The organism is Pantoea sp. alder81 (genome assembly GCF_020179835.1).
Lineage (GTDB): Bacteria > Pseudomonadota > Gammaproteobacteria > Enterobacterales > Enterobacteriaceae > Pantoea.
In genome coordinates this window covers 173302-194450 of sequence record NZ_JAIUDA010000001.1, presented here as the reverse complement: position 1 = coordinate 194450, position 21149 = coordinate 173302, and the positions used below count along the sequence as shown (strand labels likewise).

Sequence of the window (21149 nt, the reverse complement as noted above, 5' to 3'; positions counted from 1 at the left end):
TGTTTTCAGTCTGTGACTATCAAGCGTAGCCTGGCGAAACAGGATAGGGGTGGTCAAGCGCCTAACTTCGAGCTTTTTCTGCTATCTAAAGCGCATTGCTTATAACCCATTCGCAGGACTTATAACCAAATGGAATTTTTAATGCGTAAGCACAGGCTTATTCTCATAGACCCACTCTTTACAATAAAATACATAACATCATGTCCGATTTAGCTTCTCCGGCGCACGTCGCGCTGGCAGGGAATACGCCGACTGGCGAGACCAAATGGATACGCAGCGCCGCTGACGTATCAAACCTCGTTAACAACAGTAACGAATCGCGCAGCAATGCGCGCATCGTGGTGGCCATCGCCCTCGGCGGGGTGTTCCTCGATGCCTACGATCTCGGTGCACTGGCTTTCGGTATCAAAGACGTCACGCGTGAATTCAACCTGACACCGACTGGCACTGGATTGGTGGCTTCGGCCATTACCTTCGGTGCGATTGTCGGTGCGCTGATTGGCGGTTATCTCACTGATAAAATTGGCCGCTACCGCGTATTTATGGCCGATATGTTCTTCTTTGTCGTTGCAGCGCTGGCCTGTGCCTTTGCCCCGAACGAATACGTGTTGGGCGGTGCGCGCTTTGTGATGGGGTTGGGGGTGGGGATCGATCTGCCCGTCGCGATGGCGTTTCTTGCCGAGTTTTCAAAACTGCGCGGGCAAGGAAATAAAGCCGCCAGCGTGGCGATGTGGTGCCCCACCTGGTATGCGGCAATCAGTATTTCCTACTTGCTGGTGTTGCTGCTGTATGCGGTGCTGCCGGAGAGTCACACTGACTGGTTGTGGCGACTGATTCTTGGTTTCGGTGCGGTGCCTGCGCTGCTGATTATTGCCATTCGCAGCCGCTATATGAGTGAGTCTCCAGTGTGGGCGGCCAATCAGGGCAATCTGCACGGCGCCGCGCAGATCCTGCAACGCTCTTACAACATCAATGCCCATGTGGCGGAAGATGCCGATCTGACGCAGGTCAAACCGGTGCGCAAGGCCAGCTGGCGTAACTATGGTGCGCTGCTGCAGGGCGTTTATCGACGTCGTACTATTCTGGCAACCGTGACGTCCATCGCTTCGTCATTTGCCTATAACGCAGTGGCTTTTGGCCTGCCGGTGATCATCTCCAGTTTCTTCGCGCAATCAATGCTGACCACCATTCTGGTGTCGCTGGCACTGAACCTGCTGTTTGCTTTTGTCGGTGGCTTGCTGGCGGTGCGTCTGGTGCCACGTCTCGGCGCGTGGAAGATGTCGGTAGCAGGTTACAGCTGTCAGTGTATCGCCCTGCTGGGTCTGGCGCTGATTGGTCGTCCGGAAGGCGGCGAACAGGCAGCGGTGGCGATCGCCATGCTGGCGCTGTTCCTGTTTGGCCAGGGATTCGGTCCGGGTTCACACACCATGACCTTTGCCTCGCTGAGCTACCCTGCTTCACTGCGCGGCGTGGGGGTCGGTTTTAACCAGACGCTGATGCGCGGCAGTTCAACCGTGTCGCTGTTCCTGTTCCCGCTGCTGGTGGCGGCATTCGGCACCGGCGTGTTCTGGGTGATTTTCCTCGCCCCGCTGATTGGCTTGCTGGCGCTGCTGGCGATTCGCTGGGAGCCCTCAGGCTACGACGTGGATGCGGAAGACTTCACTTAATACAACAACGCCCCATCAAGGGGCGTTTTTTTATGCGGTCAGGCGGAAATCGCCGAACGTATGGGGAATGCGCGGAAAGGTGTGCAGGAACCACGGCGTAAACTGCTCGGGTTGATCCAGCATCTCCTGTTGAATCTGCTCAATCGAGCGATAACACCAGGCATCCGCTTCTTCCGGATTCAGCTCAGGTTCAACATCACTGGTGGCGAAGAATACATGGCCATACTCGTGCTCGGTCAGACCATTGCTTAATGGCAGGTTGTAGCTCAACTCGAACACCGGCGTCAGCGCCACTTGCATCCCCATCTCTTCCCGCAAACGACGTTCAGCGGCATCACGGGTCGACTCCTGCGGATAAGGATGGCCGCAACAGGTGTTGCTCCACAAGCCACCACAGTGATATTTACCGTTTGCACGACGTTGCAGCAGCAGTTCATGGCGCGAATTGAACACGTAGACCGTCACCGCACGATGCAGCAATCCTTTCTCATGTACTTCCAGCTTTTCCATCTTGCCGGTGGGACGATCGAGGTGGTCGACGAGAATAACTTCAATGGCGGGCATGACAACTCCTTAAGATAATTCTCAGCTATTGTACACAACCTCAAACACCGAAACTGAGGAAATCGCGCACATTCCGTGCGCTTAAGTAGAGAAATTTAAGCTTAGCAGTCATCAGACAAAGCGGTGACGACTCAGGATGTAGAAATCAAATCGGCCAACCCTGGGCGAGATAATATCGTCATCGTTATCAGCCAGGGTGCAGGGGCGAGCGGAGTCTCGGGTCGCCTTGAGTCTGACGTCGCCACGCCCTGAAACGCTCAATCCCGCCTGAGCGCACAGATGAGGCTGCCCCTTTTTAAAGGGCAGCCTTAATGGCCTAAGTCATTCGCTGACAGGCACTCGCCCTTAAAGCCGCCCCTTTAGTTTTAGCTCGGATTCGATAGTCTTATCGCTGGCGGTTTTGTGACGAGTCGCGCCCCACACTTCGTCATACTCATAGCCGGTGAGATCTTTAATCACCACACGCGTTTCAGCATCACAACCTCTTGCCGTGCCACCCAGTTTGCGGCGCGCCACCTCTTTAATCAGCAATTTGTGGCTACGCTGCGTCAGCTTGAACTTAAAGGTCAGCCAGAAGCTCGCCGCCAGCAGTGCCGTGGTGACAAACACCATCAGCCCGACAATCGCATTGATGGCACTCTCCGGCTGTGCGCCGTTGCCTTTGACAAAACCACTCTCCTGCAGCACGATGCCAATCATGAAAATGGCGATCGCCACCGAGCTTTTGCGCGTCAATACCATCACCCCGGCAAATATCCCTTCACGTCGTTTACAGGTGACCATCTCATCAATATCGGGAATAAAGCTGTAGATATTCCACGGGATGTAAAACAGTCCGGCGCGCACAATGCCCAAAAACAGAAACACTGCGCTGAACAGCAACGTAGGCACCTGCCATTGCCACACATACACGGCAAACAGGAACACGAAGACGGCGGCGATACTCAGGTAGGAAATACGCAGCGCGTTGGAGGGCGTCATGTTAAAGCGGCCCAGCAGCATCATAAAAATGAAGGTGCCGGGAATCGACATAAACATCATATTGCTGAGCAGCAGCGAAGCTAAAGAGGCATCCTGCTTCAGGCCATAAATCACGAAATAGGTGAACACCGCCAGAAACGCATCCATCGCGGTGAAAGAGCAGATGTAGATCAGCAGATGCTGGCAGAAGGCTTTAATTTTGAACGACGACGCCAAATCGACAAACAGATACTTCAGGTGCGCTTTCAGGCTGCCCTGACGCGCAGAGTGTTGCGCCACATCCTCTTTCGGCTGAATATCTTTGGCTTCCCAGGTGGTGAGCCAGGTAATAAACACCGCCACGCAATAGATCACTGAGAAAATGACGCCGGTCAGCGTGTAGGTGATGGCGTTGTCTTTGCCGGTATAGGCCATGATCACGCCCGGCACCGAGACGGCGAGGAAACTGCCGAGCGCCGAGAACATCAGGCGTACACCGGAAAGACGCGTGCGTTCGCTGAAGCGGTTGGTCATCTCAGATGACAGGGTTTCCCATGGCACCAGCACCATTGCCGACAGCAGTTCGATGGTGAGATAGGTACCGAGATAGTACCAGTAGCCCATATCCGTCACCCACAGCGCGCCATACAGCAGCATCAAGGGAGAGGAGATCAGTAGAAAGAAACGTCGGCGGCCAAATTTGCGCCCCAGCCAGGTATTGCCGAAGTTGTCGGTAATGTAGCCCATGATCGGGCTTAAAATCGCATCGATGACGCGGGCGATGGCGAATATCGAGCCCGCTTCAAACACCGATAATCCGCAGTAGGTGGTATAGAAAAACAGTAGCCAGGTGCCAATCACCGCAAAAGCACCACCGCCAAATAAGTCCGTTAAGCCGTAGCCAATGGCGACGCCATAACCGACGCGACGTTCTGTAGGTTTAACCATCGATCCGATTCCTGTTCTGGTAGGGTATGTCATAACGGCAAGGTGCAATGCCTTGCCGCCGTTGTTATCAACAGAATTGGAAATCAACTGAATAAACGAATGCGTTAGCCAGCGTTGGCGAGCATCTGTGCCTTCACGCACAGTTCCGCTGCTTTAAAAGCATGGGTTTGCGTCATCGCATGCTCGGTGCGATGGAGACAGTCATTGATGAGCTGTCCAAAGAACGGGAAGCCCACTTCACCGGAAACGGCATAGCGGAACTCGCCCTCTTTATTCACCAGATACACCACGTCCTGCTCACCGCGCGTGAGATCGGTGTATTTGCGGATTTCGATGTAACCATCAGTGCCGAGCAGCGTCATGCGCCCATCGCCCCAGGTGGATAAGCCATCCGGCGTGAACCAGTCACAGCGGAAGTAACCGGTGGCGCCGTTCTCGCCTGCCAGCATCGCATCGCCGAAGTCCTCAAATTGCGGATGCTGTGGATGGCGGAAATTCCGCACCTGGCTCGCCACCACCGTGGCTTCGCTGTTGCCGGTGTAATGAAGGAATTGCTCAATTTGATGGCTGCCGATATCGCAGAGAATGCCGCCGAAATAGCGACGCTGATAGAACCAGTCTGGCCGTCCGGTGCCTTCACGATGTGGGCCGGTGCCAAGGGTTTGCACCACCTGCCCGATGGCCCCCTTCTCCACCAGTTGTCCGGCAAACACCGCGCTCTCCACGTGCAAACGCTCGCTGTAATACACCGCGTATTTGCGCCCGGTTTTGGCGCACATTGCTTTGGCATCCTCCAGCTGTTCGAGGCTGGTAAGCGGGGCTTTGTCAGTGAAGTAATCCTTGCCCGCCGCCATCACTTTCAGCCCCAGCGCACAGCGTTCCGACGGGATCGCCGCACCTGCCACCAGTTGCACCTGCGCATCGGCCAAAATGGTTTCCAGCGAGTCAGCAATCTGCACCTGCGGGAACTGCTGCACAAACTTATCGACTTTGGCGGCATCGGGATCAAATACCCACTTCAGCGTAGCTCCGGCTTCCGTCAGGCCATTGCACATGCCGTAGATATGGCCGTGATCCAGCCCGGCGGCGGCAATGATAAATTCCCCCGGCTGCACCACCGGCTGCGGTTTGCCTTTCGGCGCGTAGTTCATGCCATCCTGCTTATTCATGGTTGTTTCCTCACGCAAAGTTTTTGCCCAGTGGGATGTCATCGACATCGGCGAAGTTATCGACCGAAGCCTGCTTTTCGTGGAAGTGCGGCGCATGGGCAATCAGCCCACCGGTGCGGTAGAAGGGATCATTTTTGGCGATGGGTAACGACACGGTGCTTTTAGTGATGGCCGATTTGTAGATGGCGGTAATCAGCTCCAGCGAGCGCTTGCCCTGCTCACCGTCGATCAACGGTGCACGCTGTTGTTCAATCGCCGAGAAGAAGTCATCGACCTGCCCGGCGTGCAGCGTCCAGGCGAGCGGTGCGGTGCTGGAATGAAGGCGATCCAGCTCATGCTCCAGCGCCAGATTGTTCTCTTTTTCCGGGAAGCCATTCTCTGCTGCCTGCATGGCGACCGCTTTCCACGGTGCTGAGAGACGCGCTTTCTCTCCCTGCAGCACGATTTTCTGATCCTCACCGTGATGCACAACGGAAGCGGTCAACTGCGCCAGCGTGCCGTTGGGATAGCGAAAAATCGCGGCGCTGAGGTCTTCCACTTCGGCGTTGTCATGCGCCACGTTGCCGATCATCGCCACCACTTCACTGGGCGCACCGAGCATCCACTGCATGGCATCGATGTGGTGGACCGCATGGTTAAGCGTGCAGCCACCGCCCTCTTTTTCCCAGGTGCCGCGCCACCACAGGTCGTAGTACGAATGGCCACGCCACCAGAATGAATCGATCTGCGCGTGACAAATTTTGCCCGCCATGCCCGAATCCACCGCGGCTTTCAACTGCCAGAACGCATCGGTGAAGCGGTTTTGCGCCACCACTGACAAAATTTTGCCACTGGCTTTTTGCGCGGCGATCATGGCATCGCACTCTTCCAGCGAGGCCGCCATCGGTTTTTCGCACAGCACATGCTTGCCCGCCTGCAGGGCTGCAATGGTGTTTTCCGCATGCACATAGGGTGGTGTACAGACATCAACCACGTCGATATCCGCGCCCTCGGCCAGCATCTCGCGGTGATCGTGATAGACCCGTACATCATGCAGACCGTATCGCTGCAATTTCTCCCGCGCTTTTTCCGGATAGACATCCGCCACCGCGACAATTTTGCCGCGCTCGGGAAATTGCAAAAATGCCTGGATATGTGAATTGGCAATGTTGCCCATGCCCACTATCGCAATTTTTAACATCGTGATTCTCCGCCGATAACCGCTGTTGAGGTGTCTGCGAGGAACATAAAAAAGCGCTGCGGGTCGGACAATCTGTTTTTGTGAGAATGCTCGCAGAGCGATGCGGGAGTTTGTGAACCAAATGTAAAACCGTCTTAATATCAGTCCACTGCGTCTGCAAAAAATTGCAAACATTGATTGGGATCGGGATCACACTATGGCCGGCAAGCTCAGAATGGACGAAATTTCAGCAGTGACCGGGTATTCGGTCAGCACCGTTTCGCGCGTATTGAGCGGCAAATCCTACACCAGCGATAAAGCGCGTGAGGCCATCGTCGACTGTGCCCGTCGACTCGGCGTATTGCAGGAGATGGTAAGTGGTCGTCTGCTGATCAATGACATTGTGGTGTTTGCGCCAGGACGCACTTTCACGCCGCGTGGCGATCTCTTTTACCATGAAGTGACACGCGGGATTGCAGAAGCCTGCGCATCACATGATGTGCATATCAGCTATTGTCCGTTAGAGGAGCAGCGCGCCGATGTGAAGCTGTTTCTGGAGAAAGCGGGAGCAAAAAACATCAGCGCCATCATCATTATCGGCACCGACGATCAAGCCATCTTCAGTCTGGCGGCGTCACTCGGGAAACCCTGTGTGCTGATTAACTCACGCGATAAAGATATGCGGCTGGATGCGGTGTCACCCGATCATCGGGCGATTGGCTTTAGCGCCATGCAGCATCTGTTTGAGCAAGGCCATCGCCGGGTGTTGACCGTGACCTGCCTGCGACGCGAAACGCTGTTTTTGCGGCTGGAGGGGATCAAAGACGCCTATCGCCATTTTCATATGCCGTTTAATGCGCAGCAGGATTTGATCGTCATCGAAGCCTACTCCTCGCAGGACACCGAGATCGCGCTGAATCAATGGCTGGATGCGCACCCACGCGATCAGTGGCCAGATGTCATTCTGCCTGGCGGCAAAGGCATTATTACCGGCGTGCAGAACGCACTGCTGTCACGCGGATTGCGTATTCCCGAAGATATTTCGCTGATGACCACAGATCTAGCCAGTCGACTGGAGGGATCGCCGGAGATGCCGATCACCGGCTTTGCGGTGCCGTGTCGCGAGCTGGGTTATGAAGCGATCCAGCTGATCCAGAATCGCCTCAATCGTCCGCAGTCGTCGATTTACAATCTGTTGTTGCAGGGTAAGTTGGTGGATCGCGGCACGGTGGCGAATGCCACCCGCCATGCCGCGCGTGAGGAGATTCGTAACGCGTTTCCGTGAGTGAGGGCACAGCGTCAGCGGCGCGAGGACCGCCGGCCCCTGAGCGGCACCAGATTGCGTTATCACTTGTGGTAAATCGCCCAGCCTTACAACTTAAAGCTCTGCACCACCAGTTCCAGCTGTACGCTCTGCTCTTCCATGGCGCGCGCGGCAGCCGACACCTGCTCGACCAGCGCGGCGTTCTGCTGGGTGCTGCCATCCAGCTGCGTGATTGCCAGGTTAACCTGCTCAATCCCCATACTCTGCTCGCGACTGGCAGACATGATTTCGCTCATCAAAGTGGTGACGCTGCTGACGCCCTGCATCAGCTCATCCATAGTCTGACCGGCTTGTTCCACCAACTGGCTGCCAGTATCGATATTGGCCACCGACTCCTCAATCAGCTTCTTAATCTCACGCGCCGAGTTAGCGGAGCGCTGCGCCAGATTACGCACTTCTGACGCCACCACGGCAAATCCACGCCCCTGCTCACCCGCACGCGCCGCTTCTACCGCCGCGTTGAGTGCGAGAATATTGGTCTGGAAGGCGATGCTGTCAATCACGCTGATGATGTCCACCACTTTACGTGATGAGTGGTTAATCGCGCCCATGGTGGTGACCACCTGACGCACCACGTCCGTTCCGCGTGCCGCCACCTGCGAGGCACCGTCCGCCAGTTGATTGGCGTGGGTAGCATTGTCGGCGTTCTGACGTACCGTGCCGGTCAGCTCCTCCATTGAAGCCGCGGTTTCGACAATTGAACTGGCCTGCGATTCGGTACGCGCAGACAGATCGGCGTTGCCGCTGGCAATTTCACGCGAGGCAGAGGTGATCGCCAGTGCGCTGTCGCCGACCTGACGCATCAGGCCCTGCAGATACTCAATAAACTGGTTAAAACTCTGCGCCACTGCGTTAAATTCCGGGCTGTTGCTGGCAGGCAGACGCTGGGTTAAATCTGCGCCGCCGGTCGAGAGTGCTTCGATATTGCGGTTCAGCAGGCTGAGACGCTTCATCATGGCGCGTACGAAGCCGAGCAGCACCAGCAGCAGGATCACCGCCAGCGGGATCTGCACCAGACCGAGTCGGGTCAGCATGCTGTGAGTCTGTGCATCCAACAGGCTGGATGGCACATCGCTGGCGAGATACCACGGGCTACCCGCAATCGCCTGCAGGAACAGCGTGTGCTCACCATCTTCACCTTTGAAGGTGGTTTGCATCGGTTGATTGCCCGCCTGGCTCAGCAAACCTTTCAGCGCACCCGCCATCGGCAGTTGCGTATCAGAGAGATTTTCCAGTTTCGGCGTGCCATCCATCAGCGCGGCGTTCCCCACCACTTTGCCATCCGCTTCGACGATTAACACGCGACCCTGAATCGCATCGCCCATCTGTTTCGCCAGCTGATTGAAGAAGCCGAGCGTCACGTCGATGGTCGCCACGCCCCATACGGTGCCGTCGCGATAAATCGCCATCGCACAGTTGGTACGCGGCTGCGGGCTGGCCGCATCCTGATAGGCTTTGGCCCAGGCACACTGACCTTTGGCAGCAGCCATGCCGTCTTTGTACCACGGCTGCTCCCAGTATTTGTCGGCCGCATCCGAGTTCCAGTAAGTGTTGACCTGCAACTGATTGCTGGCGTTACGGGCGAAGAACGAACTGTCTTTCTCTTTCGCCGGATCGCGACGATTCGGCAGCGGCCAGATTCCGCCACCAAACACGTTACTGTCCTGATACTGGTTCACCAGCGCAGGCAGCAAGGTATCAATCGCCGCGCTATCCATCACGCCAGCAGCCTCGGTGATGGCACGCTGCTGCGCCTGCACGCGGTTCATCTGTTCAACGATGCGTCCTGCCAGGCCGTCCACTTCATAACGCACCAGACGGCTCTCATTTTGCGTTAACTGCGGAGCGATAAACTGATTGATCACCACCACGGTAACCAGCATCAGGACCACGAAAAATGCGACCAGCGTCGCGGTAAAACGAGATTGTGTAGTTTTTAACATCAGTGTGCCCTTACCCTGGTTGGCGAGTTGCCTGATCGAGGTTAACGGCGTGTTACAGAGGAACTTGAGGTGAGCAAGATCACAAAAATGCAAATAGTTGATTTAGGTGATCATTAGGAGGGTGACTAACGTTGCGCTTACTGCTCAGCGTGCGGGCAACAGCCCGCAAAGAGGACTATTGCGGCGGCTCCACCACTTCCTGACGTGGCCGAAACACATGGTCATTGCCCTCCGCCTGCAAGCGCTGCAGCAGCTGTTGTCCACCGCGATCGTCAGCCTGAGCAAACTGGCGTTCCGCTTCGGTGATTGGTGTCGCCCACAGCAGATTCGGGCGATCGCCATCGCGCTTGGGCAAACGGAACTGGGCCGCTTCCGGTGCCAGACCATTGGCCAGCAGGAAACTCTCGAAGCCCACTGGCGCCACTTCTGATGCCAGTGTATGCCCTTCGCCAATCCACGTCAGACGCGCCCACGGCAAGTGCGCGAACTCGGCCAGCGCGCTGGCCATCTGCACCGCATTGGCTTCCGTCATCACTTCGCCGTCCACCGCCATCGCCAGCTCAACACGGCGGTACTGCGGGGCCAACTCATCAAACAGATAATCCACCTGCGGCATGGGACGAATTCCCATACCGAGGGTGAGAAAATACCACACGCCATTATGCCAGTGCTGGGAAATGGCCATCGGCGGCCAGCTGCCTTGATCGATGGCGTAATACTTCACTGACTCACCAAACTGTGCCTGATAGCACTGCGTCAGCTCGCGCTGCACCACATCCCACAGATGGCCATCATGCCAGTCACGCCAGAAATGGCGCTGCTGCTCGGCGCGCGCGTAGTAATCATTGGTGGAGGCCGAGCCGAGTGGTGCAGTCAGACGATTCTCTTTGATACAGGCTGCAGAGAAACTCACCTGCTTGTCCTGATACAGACTCCAGCCGGGGATCACCGCCAGCAGTTGACCGTAGTACCACAGCGCTGCACCGTCATCGCTCGGCTCCCACAATATTTGCAAACCAGCTGGATCGAGCATCGGTTCGGCTTCCAGCGTGCGGCAGTATTCTGCGCTCAACAGGGGTGCAATGCCCTGCTCCATCGCTTCGCGATCTTCACGCGCCGGTGCTGGCAGCAGATTGCGCAGCCAGCAGCCGCGCACCGCGTACTGGCTGCGAAACAGATCGTTCGGCCAGATGTAAAAGTAGGCCGTGCGCGCATCCTGTTCGACGATGGCGGTGAGTGTGTTTTGCTGATTTGGCACCTCAGCAATCAGAGGTTGGTGTGTCATAACGCCTCGACAAAGCCTTGAGGGATCCATTTTCCCTGAGAATAGAGCAGGATCGGCACTCGCACCACGTGACACAAGGGTAAAACTCTCAAAGTGCAGTCAGGAAGCTTGAGAATGACTGATGAATGCCAGCACAACGCCCTGACAAACTTCAAATTAATTCGCGATTCATTTGCCGCTTCGCATGCTATTGTCTGCACATTCCTCCTTACGGAGCTGCCCAGCATGGTGTTGCAAAACCTCGATTTGAACCTGCGCGATGTCGTTATTTTCGCGATTTTGGTGTGGCTGTTTATCCGTTACACCTGGGTGATGTCGGCACTGACGATAATGCTGGCGGGGGGCGCACTGTTGCTCTTATTGCCTGTCGATATTTACTACAGCTTACTGCCGCTAGCCCTGCTGGGATTGGGTCTGGGAATGCTGTTCCACTATTATCAGCAGCGCCAGCTCACGCTAAAACGCGAAGCCCGCACGCCACGGACTTACACCAAAAAGCAAGACGAGCTGCATTTGTAGCCTTAGCGTCCCATACGTTGCATCGCGCGGGAATAAGCCCCGCGCTGAATCGACCAGCGCAGCAAACCGGCAATCACCGCCATTTCTTTATCCACGCGCCACTGCGTGAGCGGCCTAATTGGCTGCTGAATTTGCTGTTGTGCCCAATCGGGTAGCAAGCCCATACCGGCTTTTAACATCGTCTTCATCGCCGGTTTGGCCTGCCAGCTGGGAGCCGGCGCGTTGATCAGCAGCTGCATCACTTCCCGCGTGCGTTCATCGCAGATTAATTCCGGGCGCATCGCCTGCAGATAATCTTCCACCGCCTGTACCGTTTTGGGCACCTTTTCCGCACCTAAAGCTTCGGCGATGATCGCCGCTTCCTCGTAATAACGATCCTGCTCGGCCAGCGAGAGCTGTGGATTTTTGTAGCGCAAATGGGCGGCGAGAAAACGACTGGTTTCAGCGACGTGTACCCAGGTGAGCAGATGGGGATCGCTGGCTGCGTAAGGATGCCCCGCGTTATCAATGCCGGTCACACGCAGATGAATGCGTTTGACGCGTTCAATCAGGATGTTGGCGTCTACCGTGTTACCAAAAGTGGTGACGGCAATAAACTGGCTGGTGCGCCGCAAACGGCCCAGCATGTCCTGACGAAAGTTGGAGTGATCCCAAACGCCTGCCAGCGCGGCCGGATGCAGCATTTGCAGCATGAGTGCGCTGATGCCACCGCACAGCATCGACGGGAAATCGCCGTGCACGCGCCAGATGACGTGGTCAGGGCCAAACAAGCCCGGATCGCCCAGCGGTTGCGAGATATCGAATTCGTTGAGCGCGAGGCCGTTAAGTCGAAAGACTTGCTGTTGGATACGGTTACGGAGATTCATGTCGTCTGGATTATGTGCTGATTGACGTGGTCGGCATAAATGCCAACCCTACGAAACCTGGCAAGCTGAGCGTTGTAAGGTCAGCATTCCGGCCAACCCTACAAAACCCTGCCAGCATAGCACTGTAGGGTCAGCATTCATGCTGACCTTGTGCCAAATCGCACTCATGTTTACAGATAATCAAACTGCCCGTCTTGGGTGCGTACCGAATCGAGGCCAATCATCACGTTGAATTTGCCCGGCTCAGCCACTTGCTGCATCTTCTGATTCCAGAATTTCAGCGCATCCACGTCAATCTTAAAGCTCACGGTCTGCGATTCGCCGGCTTTCAGCATAATGCGTTTAAAGCCACGCAGCTCCTGCACCGGACGACTAATGCTGGCCACCGGATCGTTGAGATACATCTGCACCACCGTGGCACCATCACGCTTGCCGGTGTTGGTGACGGTAACGCTCGCTTCCACCGTGCCGGTGCGCGGCATGGTTTTCGCAGACATCTTCACCGGAGACACCGTAAAGGTGGTGTAGCTCAGGCCGTAACCAAACGGATAAAGCGGGCCGTTCACCGCATCGTAGTAATGCGAGGTGTACTTGTTTGGTTTAGCAAAGTTATACGGACGGCCGGTTGGCAAGTGGTTGTAGTAAATCGGCAGCTGGCCCACAGAGCGCGGGAAGGACATCGGCAGCTTGCCCGATGGGTTGTAGTCGCCAAACAGCACGTCGGCAATCGCGTTGCCGCCTTCGGTGCCGCTAAACCAGGTTTCCACCATCGCATCAGCGATTCGGTCTTCGTTCACCACCGTCAGCGGACGACCGTTCATCAACACAATCACCAGCGGCTTACCGGTGGCCTTCAGCGCCGCCAGCAGTTTTTGCTGACTTGGCGGGATCACCAGATCGCTTCGGCTGGAGGCTTCATGCGCCATGCCCTGCGCTTCACCCACGGCGGCGACCACTACATCGGCTTTTTTCGCCTGGGCGACCGCTTCATCGATCAGTTCTTGCGGCGAGCGTTTATCCACGCTGACCGCCTGCTCATACAGGTTGAGGAAGTCCTGAATGCCTTTGTTGTCGGTGATGTTGGCCCCTTTGGCATACAGCACCGTGCCTTTACCCGCCATCGCATTGCGCACGCCCTGCAACAGCGGAATCGACTGTTTCGCCACGCCCGCGGCTGACCAGCTGCCCATAATATCGCGCTGGCTGTCGGCCAATGGCCCAACGAGCGCGACGGTGGCGTCTTTCTTCAACGGTAAGGTTTCATGCCAGTTTTTCAGCAACACAATGCTCTTGCGCGCCACGTCACGCGCTTCGGCACGATGTAAACGGCTCTCGGCATTGGTGTCCTGTGGATCGCTCTCTTTCGGCCCTAAATGGCTGTAAGGATCGTTGAACAAGCCCATGTCGTATTTAACGTTCAGCACGTGACGCGCTGCATCGTCAATTTCCGCCATGCTCACCGCGCCGCTTTTCACCAGGCCCGGCAGATATTTGCTGTAGTACTCATCGCTCATGCTCATGTCGATACCGGACTTCAGCGCGATACGCACCGCGTCCTGTGGATCGCTGGCCACGCCGTGTTTCAGCAGCTCTTTGATCGCACCGTGATCGCTGATGGTGATGCCTTTAAATTTCCACTCACCGCGCAACAGATCTTTCAGCAACCAGCCATCGGCCGTGGCAGGTGTCCCGTTAAGCGAGTTGAGCGCCACCATCACGCCGCCGCTGCCCGCATCCAGCGAAGCTTTGTACGGTGGCAGATAATCCTGGAACAGGCGTTGAGGACTCATGTCGACGGTGTTGTAATCACGGCCGCCTTCCACTGCGCCATAGGCGGCGAAGTGCTTCACGCTGGTCATGATCGAATAACGATCGGCGGCGCTTTTGCCCTGCATGGATTTCACCATCGCGCTACCCATTTGCGAAGACAAGAAGGTGTCTTCACCGAATCCTTCAGACACGCGCCCCCAGCGCGGTTCGCGGGTGACATCGACCATCGGCGCCCAGGTCATATTGAGACCATCATCGGCGGCTTCATAAGCGGAGATGCGCCCGACTTCGCCAATCGCATCCAGATCCCAGCTGGCCGCCAGGCCGAGCGGGATCGGGAAGATGGTGCGCTGGCCGTGTACCACGTCATAGGCGAAGAAAAGCGGGATTTTCAGGCGGCTGAGCTGCATCACCTGATCCTGCATCGCGCGGATATCCTGACGCGTCACGGTGTTGAATATTGCACCGACCTGACCGTGCTGGATCATGTCGCGCACCGCCTCTTTTGGCGTGTCTGGCCCCACACTGATCAGACGCATCTGCCCGATTTTTTCATCCAGGGTCATTTTGCCGAGCAGTTGGTTAACAAAGGCGTCGCGCGCCGGTTCTGTCATTGGATGGGGGCCAAACAGGTCATCTGCGAAGGCAGGCTGCATGGCAAGGGAAACAGCGAGGCTAACAGAGCAAATCCATTTCATCAGGTCGGGTTCTCTTAAGTGACTGCGCAATATCGAAATAACCGGGGCAGTGTGCCACAAGTTCAGGATAGCAGGTAGCCGCCGATGTCACACCGCGACCATGCCGTTGACGCGTGCTAAAGTAGATGCGCAACGTTAACGACAAGGACAGGTTCATGAATAACAACACCTCACACCCTACACTGCTGGCTGAACTGCGCCGCCTCGTCGGCCCGTCAAACCTGTTAACGGAGGCGGAACAGACCGCGCGCTATCGCAAAGGTTTTCGCTCAGGTGAAGGCGACGCACTAGCGGTTATTTTCCCTGGTTCACTGCTGGAGCTGTGGCGCGTGCTGCAGGCACTGGTGCAAGCCGATGCGGTGATCCTGATGCAGGCCGCAAACACCGGTTTGACCGAAGGTTCTACACCTAACGGCAACGATTACGACCGTCCGGTGGTGATCATCAGCACTTTACGACTCGATAAATTGCAGCTAATCGAAGGCGGGAAACAGATTCTCGCCTTCCCCGGCAGCACGCTGTATCAGCTGGAAAAAGCCCTAAAGCCGCTCGGACGTGAACCGCATTCGGTGATCGGATCCTCATGCATCGGCGCATCGGTGATGGGCGGGATTTGTAATAATTCGGGCGGATCGCTGATCAAACGCGGTCCGGCCTACAGCGAAATGGCGCTTTACGCGCAGATCGATGCCGATGGCAAACTGAAGCTGGTGAATCATCTCGGCATGGATCTCGGTCATTCGCCGGAAGAGATGCTCGGTCGACTGGATGACGATCGCTGGCAGCAGAGTGACGTGCGCTGGGACGAGCGTCATGCCTCCGACCACGAATACGCTGACCGCGTGCGCGATATCCACGCGGATACGCCAGCGCGCTTTAACGCCGATGAACGCCGCCTGTTTGAAGCTTCTGGCTGTGCGGGCAAACTGGCCGTGTTCGCGGTGCGCCTGGATACCTTCCCCACCGAACCGAAGCAGCAGGTGTTCTATATTGGCACCAACGATCCGGCGGTGCTGGGCGATCTGCGCCGCCATATTCTGGCCGAGTTTAACAACCTACCGGTGGCGGGCGAGTATATGCACCGCGATATTTTTGATATCGCTGAGGTGTACGGTAAAGACACCTTTGTGATGATCGACAAGCTTGGCACCGACAAAATGCCGCTGTTCTTTACGCTGAAAGGTCGCGTGGATGCCTGGCTTGGCAAACTGAGTTTTGTTAAACCGCACTTCACCGATCGCGTGTTGCAGCGCATCAGCGGTTGGTTGCCAGCCCATCTGCCGAAACGCATGAAGCAGTATCGCGATAAGTTTGAGCATCATCTGATGCTGAAGATGTCCGGTGATGGTGTGGCAGAGGCACAGGAGTATCTGCACGAATACTTCCGCGAAGGCGGTGGTGAGTTCTTTGTCTGCGACGGCAAGGAAGGCGCACATGCTTTCCTGCACCGCTTTGCCGCCGCCGGTGCGGCAGTGCGCTATCACGCAGTGCATGCGGATGAAGTAGAGGATATTCTGGCGCTGGATATCGCGCTACGTCGCAACGATCAGGATTGGTTTGAGCGCTTACCGGTGGAGTTTGATAACGACCTCAGTCATCGCCTCTATTACGGCCACTTCTTCTGCCACGTTTTCCATCAGGATTACATTGTGAAGAAAGGCGTCGATGCGCATGCGTTGAAGGAGAAGATGCTGGCGATCCTCAGCGAACGCGGTGCCGAGTATCCCGCCGAGCACAACGTTGGGCATCTGTATCAGGCGAAACCGCAGTTGCAGGCGTTTTATCGTCAGCTGGACCCGACCAATACCTTCAATCCGGGGATTGGTAAAACCAGTAAGCAGAAAGGTTGGGCGGTGAAGGTTTGATGGAACAAATGGGCGGCCCGAGAGCCGCCCATGTGATTATGGCAGTTGCTCGCCTTCATCCTGCGCTGCCGCTGGCAGGGTCCGACGTTCAATGATCATCGTCTGCGGCGTGGAGAGCACAATGCCCTCTTTGCGCAGGCGCGTCAGAATATCGAACAGCAGGTCACTTTTGGCGCTGGAAATCTGGCGCTGGCCCGCCACGTTACCGGTGACGCTCAGCACGATACCGGCAGAGGTCAAATCCTTGAATGACACGGAAGGTTCTGGCGTTTCCAGAATGCGCTCGTTCTCCTCGTAAACCTCCAGCAGAATCTCACGCACGCGCACCGGATCGATATCCAGCGGGAAGGTCAACAGAATGGTCACTACCCCCTGGGCATTACCCATGGTGGCATTACGCACGTTCTGCGAGATGAACTGCGAGTTCGGCACAATCACCGTGGATTTATCACTGAGTTGAATCTCGGTGGCGCGCACGTTGATGCGACGGATATCCCCTTCAATGCCGCTGATGCTCACCAGATCGCCCACTTTTACCGGGCGCTCGGTTAACAGAATCAAACCGGAGATAAAGTTCTTCACTATCTCCTGTAAACCGAAACCGATACCGACCGACAAGGCGCTGACGATCCACGCCAGTTTGTTCCACTGCAGGCCCATGATCGACAACGTCAGCAGGATGATCAGCACATAACCGATGTTGCTAAACAGCGTCACCAGCGACACGCGCATGCCGACGTCCATGGTGGTCTTCGGCAGGAAATCTTTATCCAGCCAGCGACGCACCGAACGCAGCACGTAGATGCCCACCACCAGACACAGAATGGCATTGACCATATGCGCCGGCACGATGTTCAGCGATTCCAGCCCTTTGCCGCCCCAGAACTCAATCACTTTCTGAATCAGCTCGATCGGTGTTGACGAGGCAAAGGTGCCGTTCAGCAGCGCCAGCGCCACAATACCAATCAGTGCGGTTTTGCCCACCGCGCCCAACAGCGTGGCCGCCTGTTGCAGATGGCGTTCATCAATATTCAATGACGTCTGCAGACGTTTGCCGGTGGCGTTGTTGGTGGAGAACAGGCTTTCACAGCCGTCATTGATCAAATGGCTGAGGAAGTAGAACGAGCCAAACAGAATGCCGCACCAGATCACTTCATAACCAAGGAAGCGCGCCAGCGTGACGTATCCGACGATCAGCGAAATCAGTATTGCCAGGGCAGTAATCGTCAGTGCCAGCTGTACCAGCCCCACAATGGTTGGACGGGCTTCCGGCGCATTGCCCTCTTGCACCATACGACGGCGCACGCGATTGGTACGCATGCTGATCGCCATACCGGTGGTGCCAATCAGCAGCGCCGTCAGGCCATTCGCGAAGATGGTGGTGTTCAGGCTGGTGCCGACGCTGTAGTTAAAGGACTCTGCCGTCTGGAAGAGAAACACCAGTCCTGCCGTAATCGGTGGGAACGGCTTCAGCGCCTGCGCCACTTCATTGGAGATACTCGGCAAGCGCCAGCTCGGACGACGCGTGGACAGGAAGGCACGGCCTAATCCGGCGATCAAACCGCAATAGACGCTGAGTTGTACCAGGCGCTCAACAAAATCCTGCACGTCAGTGGAGACTTCATCACGGCGAGTAAATGCCAGCGCGATAAAGTTGAAGGTCAGCACCACGGCCGCCAGGGTAGTCAAGGCAATTGCCGCAGCCAGGAAGCTACGACGCAAGCGCCCCTCTGGCAATTTGTTGATGCTCACCCAGGCCAAAAACTCTTCGCTGTAGCGACGACCCAGAGTCATTACCAGCATCGCCGCAATCAACCAGCCAATGGTGCCGAAACGCCAGCCGGGTTCCCAGGAGAGCGCCGCCGTGTCCTGCAGTTCAGCGATAAAATCACTGATCTTTTCACCGTCCAAATCCTGACGGCTGACCATCGGTGCCCAAAAACGCGGCCCCAGAATACTGCCAGAATTGAGCGCCAGCTGGCTTTTCAACTGGTCACGACGCAGGTTGACGATCTGGGAGGAGAGCACCAGCGCACCATTTTTAATGCCGTCGGCCTGCTTGATCTGGTCATCCAGCTTGCTTTTCTGGCTCTCCAGCGAGGCACGTTTGCGCGTCACTTCCGGCGTCTCTTTCACGCCGCTGTCCGGTTTCGGTGCCGGACCGAGTACCGCTAACTGAGCATCCAGCTGCTGCCCCTGCGGGATCAGCGCCTGGCTGAGGGTTTCGGCGTTACCGGATAACTCCAGCGCCATTTCATTCAGCTGGTTCAGCTGGTTTTCATTGGTATCGCCAGAGACCTGACCTTTGATCTTGTCGAGAATTTTCTGCATTTTCGGCAGCTCAACCGCCGGGTTGACCTTCGGCGCAGCGTCCTCTTGCTGAGCCGCGGCGGCAGTGCTGTCATCCGCGTAGCTCAGTGCCGGGCTCAACAGCACCAGCAGCAGTAAAAATGGGGTAACGAGTGATCGAAGCTTGAACATATAAATGAGATTCCAGCGCAATTTCAGCCGATAAATGCCAGTTAACTTTGAATGGCGGCCAGTGTAGAGCGTAGCCGAAGCGGAAACTATAGGAATGAAGCGATAACTCACAGACGCACAATCCGTTGCGCATCTGTGAATTGACACAGACGTTGTGATTACTCGTTGCTGGCCGTCTGCGACGATTTCTGCTTCTTGTACGCCAGCGCAGCTGCCGGAACCGGCGCCGCTTTGCCGGTTTCCAGCCAGTCACGCAGACGATTAGCATCGGCAAAATGGGTGTACTTGCCAAAGGCATCCAGCACCACCAGCGCCACCGGACGATTATTGATCACCGTGCGCATCACCAGGCAGTGACCCGCTTCGTCGGTATAACCGGTTTTGGTCAGGGCGATACGCCAGTCGTTTTTGTACACCAGATGGTTGGTGTTGCGGAACGGTAGCGCATAGTTAGGATGCTTAAACACCGCCGTGTCCTCTTTGGTGGTGCTCAGTTCACCAATTAAAGGATACTGACGCGTGGCCTTGGCCAGTTTGATCAGGTCTTCCGCATTGGAGACGTTTTGAATCGACAAACCGGTCGGCTCAACATAACGGGTGTGCGTCATGCCCAGCGCACGCGCTTTGGCATTCATGGCTCGGATAAAGGCATCGTAGCCGCCCGGATAGTGATGCGCCAGGCTGGCGGCGGCACGGTTTTCTGACGACATCAGCGCCAGCAGCAACATGTTGCGGCGGCTGATTTCACTGTTCAGTTTAACGCGCGAAAACACGCCGCGCATTTCTGGCGTGTGGCTGATATCAACCGACAGCATCTCGTCCATTGGCAGCTTAGCGTCGAGCACCACCATGGCAGTCATCAGCTTGGTCAGTGACGCAATAGGACGCACGCGATCGGGATGGCTGGAGAACAGCACTTTGTTAGTTTCGAGATCGACAATCATGGCACTGCCGGAAGCGATTTGCGGTTGGGCAATCGGCGCCAGATTCGACAGCGCAGCAGGCGCGGCCAGTGCCGGAGTTACAGCTGCGGGCGCGGCGACAAACAGCGCCAGCGACAGCAAGGAAATACGCATTTTTACAGACATCGTGTCAAAAAAATCCGGTGAGGAGTTTTGCGCCGTGTTTGAGACACAGGCCGCGCGCATCAAACCAGACGGGATGCGGGCTGGCAGCAGCATAATACAAGTTTATCTGCGAAATTTCTTAGGTAGATTGTTTCCGGGCGTTAAAAAACCGGGGGCCAAATGACCACCCGGTTGATGTTTTATTGCCGACTAGAAAAGTCGCGGTCCGTAGCCCCATAGCACCACCGTCAGAGCCAGCAGCACTTCGAATACCAGCACACCAATCGCCAGGGTAGAACCTGAGAAGCGCATGCTCTCATCACGGTCAATGTTGAGGAACACCGGAATGCCGACGTACAGCAGATAGCCGGTATAGAGTAACGCAACCGCGCCGGCTAACACACACAGCCACACCAGCGGATAGAGTGCCACCAGGCCACTGATGAACAGCGGTGTCGCGACATAGCCGGCAAAAACGGTACAGCGCGGAACGCTCGGGCGCTGCGGATAATCGCGCGCCATCCAGTGAATGACGCGACCCATCACCGCCACGCCGCCTAAGATAATCAGGTAAAACAGAATGCCGAGACCGATGCCGGTCAGCAGGTTGAGTTGAACGAACTGCCCTTCGCCCAGATTCCAGCCCAGTTGTGTGGTACCGATAAAGGCACAGATCACCGGGATAGCTGCCATCATCAAAACATGGTGGGTGTAGTGGTGCGAAACGCTCTCATTTTCTTGCTTGATATCGCGCATTTCCTGGTTAGGATGCGCCAGAAGACCCCAGACATGATTCATAAAATCACTCCTCTGATGCGATGGGCTGCCCCTTCAGCGATCAGGCCATACAACTCAGGCAGCTTC

At 56.2% G+C, this 21149-nt stretch carries 15 protein-coding genes; 4 read left to right on the top strand and 11 right to left on the bottom strand.

Translation table 11 applies throughout. The features are described 5' to 3' along the window. Window positions 1-200: 200 nt before the first annotated feature. Entirely contained in the window at window positions 201-1667 is a 1467-nt protein-coding gene (locus LBW88_RS00940; RefSeq protein ID WP_224929822.1) for an MFS transporter, read from the top strand. A 30-nt stretch (window positions 1668-1697) separates the two neighbouring features. Here LBW88_RS00940 and idi read toward each other — a convergent pair whose 3' ends face one another. From idi to LBW88_RS00920, 4 genes are all read right to left on the bottom strand, one after another. Continuing rightward, window positions 1698-2231, bottom strand: coding sequence for an isopentenyl-diphosphate Delta-isomerase (gene idi / locus LBW88_RS00935; RefSeq protein WP_224929825.1), 534 nt, complete (start codon window positions 2229-2231; stop codon window positions 1698-1700). A 345-nt stretch (window positions 2232-2576) separates the two neighbouring features. Beyond that, window positions 2577-4139 carry an MFS transporter gene (locus LBW88_RS00930; protein WP_224929828.1) on the bottom strand — a complete coding sequence of 521 codons (1563 nt, stop codon included), beginning with the start codon at window positions 4137-4139 and terminating at the stop codon, window positions 2577-2579. 104 nt (window positions 4140-4243) lie between these two features. Beyond that, window positions 4244-5308 (bottom strand): Gfo/Idh/MocA family protein, encoded by a 1065-nt coding sequence (locus LBW88_RS00925; protein ID WP_224929831.1) that lies wholly within the window; start codon window positions 5306-5308, stop codon window positions 4244-4246. A gap of 10 nt (window positions 5309-5318) precedes the next feature. Beyond that, the gene (locus tag LBW88_RS00920) at window positions 5319-6488 is read right to left on the bottom strand and encodes a Gfo/Idh/MocA family protein (protein WP_224929834.1); all 1170 of its coding nucleotides are present in this window, start codon (window positions 6486-6488) and stop codon (window positions 5319-5321) included. 196 nt (window positions 6489-6684) lie between these two features. On the opposite strand from LBW88_RS00920, the gene LBW88_RS00915 reads away from it, so the two are divergent. Then, the gene (locus LBW88_RS00915; protein ID WP_224929837.1) at window positions 6685-7752 is read left to right on the top strand and encodes a LacI family DNA-binding transcriptional regulator; all 1068 of its coding nucleotides are present in this window, start codon (window positions 6685-6687) and stop codon (window positions 7750-7752) included. 86 nt (window positions 7753-7838) lie between these two features. Here the strand turns inward: LBW88_RS00915 and LBW88_RS00910 are convergent, their stop codons facing one another. Together LBW88_RS00910 and LBW88_RS00905 are read right to left on the bottom strand one after the other, a co-directional pair. Further along, window positions 7839-9734 carry a methyl-accepting chemotaxis protein gene (locus tag LBW88_RS00910; RefSeq protein WP_224929839.1) on the bottom strand — a complete coding sequence of 632 codons (1896 nt, stop codon included), beginning with the start codon at window positions 9732-9734 and terminating at the stop codon, window positions 7839-7841. 175 nt (window positions 9735-9909) lie between these two features. Next, the gene (locus LBW88_RS00905; protein ID WP_224929842.1) at window positions 9910-11019 is read right to left on the bottom strand and encodes a suppressor of fused domain protein; all 1110 of its coding nucleotides are present in this window, start codon (window positions 11017-11019) and stop codon (window positions 9910-9912) included. A gap of 114 nt (window positions 11020-11133) precedes the next feature. On the opposite strand from LBW88_RS00905, the gene LBW88_RS00900 reads away from it, so the two are divergent. Beyond that, window positions 11134-11538 (top strand): hypothetical protein, encoded by a 405-nt coding sequence (locus LBW88_RS00900; RefSeq protein WP_224929846.1) that lies wholly within the window; start codon window positions 11134-11136, stop codon window positions 11536-11538. Window positions 11539-11540: 2 nt separating this feature from the next. Here LBW88_RS00900 and LBW88_RS00895 read toward each other — a convergent pair whose 3' ends face one another. Beyond that, window positions 11541-12404 carry an oxygenase MpaB family protein gene (locus LBW88_RS00895; protein ID WP_224929850.1) on the bottom strand — a complete coding sequence of 288 codons (864 nt, stop codon included), beginning with the start codon at window positions 12402-12404 and terminating at the stop codon, window positions 11541-11543. Between the two features lie 170 nt (window positions 12405-12574). Beyond that, window positions 12575-14872 (bottom strand): beta-glucosidase BglX, encoded by a 2298-nt coding sequence (bglX, locus tag LBW88_RS00890; RefSeq protein ID WP_224929853.1) that lies wholly within the window; start codon window positions 14870-14872, stop codon window positions 12575-12577. 155 nt (window positions 14873-15027) lie between these two features. Here bglX and dld point away from each other — a divergent pair, with 155 nt between their 5' ends. Next, entirely contained in the window at window positions 15028-16737 is a 1710-nt protein-coding gene (gene dld, locus LBW88_RS00885) for a D-lactate dehydrogenase (protein ID WP_224929856.1), read from the top strand. A 36-nt stretch (window positions 16738-16773) separates the two neighbouring features. On the opposite strand, the gene LBW88_RS00880 is transcribed toward dld, so the two are convergent. The 3 genes from LBW88_RS00880 to LBW88_RS00870 form a co-directional block, all read right to left on the bottom strand. After that, window positions 16774-19218, bottom strand: coding sequence for a DUF3772 domain-containing protein (locus tag LBW88_RS00880; RefSeq protein ID WP_224929859.1), 2445 nt, complete (start codon window positions 19216-19218; stop codon window positions 16774-16776). Window positions 19219-19376: 158 nt separating this feature from the next. Further along, window positions 19377-20306 carry a D-alanyl-D-alanine endopeptidase gene (pbpG, locus tag LBW88_RS00875; RefSeq protein WP_224929862.1) on the bottom strand — a complete coding sequence of 310 codons (930 nt, stop codon included), beginning with the start codon at window positions 20304-20306 and terminating at the stop codon, window positions 19377-19379. A 189-nt stretch (window positions 20307-20495) separates the two neighbouring features. Continuing rightward, a complete protein-coding gene (locus LBW88_RS00870) occupies window positions 20496-21083 on the bottom strand; it encodes a Yip1 family protein (protein ID WP_224929865.1) in 588 nt (195 codons plus the stop codon). Between the last annotated feature and the right edge of the window lie 66 nt (window positions 21084-21149).

Excerpts from the sequence above, each read along its gene's own strand:
- LBW88_RS00900 (WP_224929846.1), top strand. The coding sequence starts at position 11,134 with ATGACTGATGAATGCCAGCACAACGCCCTGACAAACTTCAAATTAATT.
- LBW88_RS00880 (WP_224929859.1), bottom strand. The coding sequence starts at position 19,218 with ATGTTCAAGCTTCGATCACTCGTTACCCCATTTTTACTGCTGCTGGTG.
- LBW88_RS00870 (WP_224929865.1), bottom strand. The coding sequence starts at position 21,083 with ATGAATCATGTCTGGGGTCTTCTGGCGCATCCTAACCAGGAAATGCGC.
- LBW88_RS00905 (WP_224929842.1), bottom strand. The coding sequence starts at position 11,019 with ATGACACACCAACCTCTGATTGCTGAGGTGCCAAATCAGCAAAACACA.
- LBW88_RS00930 (WP_224929828.1), bottom strand. The coding sequence starts at position 4,139 with ATGGTTAAACCTACAGAACGTCGCGTCGGTTATGGCGTCGCCATTGGC.
- LBW88_RS00925 (WP_224929831.1), bottom strand. The coding sequence starts at position 5,308 with ATGAATAAGCAGGATGGCATGAACTACGCGCCGAAAGGCAAACCGCAG.
- LBW88_RS00940 (WP_224929822.1), top strand. The coding sequence starts at position 201 with ATGTCCGATTTAGCTTCTCCGGCGCACGTCGCGCTGGCAGGGAATACG.
- LBW88_RS00915 (WP_224929837.1), top strand. The coding sequence starts at position 6,685 with ATGGCCGGCAAGCTCAGAATGGACGAAATTTCAGCAGTGACCGGGTAT.
- LBW88_RS00895 (WP_224929850.1), bottom strand. The coding sequence starts at position 12,404 with ATGAATCTCCGTAACCGTATCCAACAGCAAGTCTTTCGACTTAACGGC.
- pbpG (WP_224929862.1), bottom strand. The coding sequence starts at position 20,306 with ATGTCTGTAAAAATGCGTATTTCCTTGCTGTCGCTGGCGCTGTTTGTC.
- bglX (WP_224929853.1), bottom strand. The coding sequence starts at position 14,872 with ATGAAATGGATTTGCTCTGTTAGCCTCGCTGTTTCCCTTGCCATGCAG.
- idi (WP_224929825.1), bottom strand. The coding sequence starts at position 2,231 with ATGCCCGCCATTGAAGTTATTCTCGTCGACCACCTCGATCGTCCCACC.
- LBW88_RS00910 (WP_224929839.1), bottom strand. The coding sequence starts at position 9,734 with ATGTTAAAAACTACACAATCTCGTTTTACCGCGACGCTGGTCGCATTT.
- LBW88_RS00920 (WP_224929834.1), bottom strand. The coding sequence starts at position 6,488 with ATGTTAAAAATTGCGATAGTGGGCATGGGCAACATTGCCAATTCACAT.
- dld (WP_224929856.1), top strand. The coding sequence starts at position 15,028 with ATGAATAACAACACCTCACACCCTACACTGCTGGCTGAACTGCGCCGC.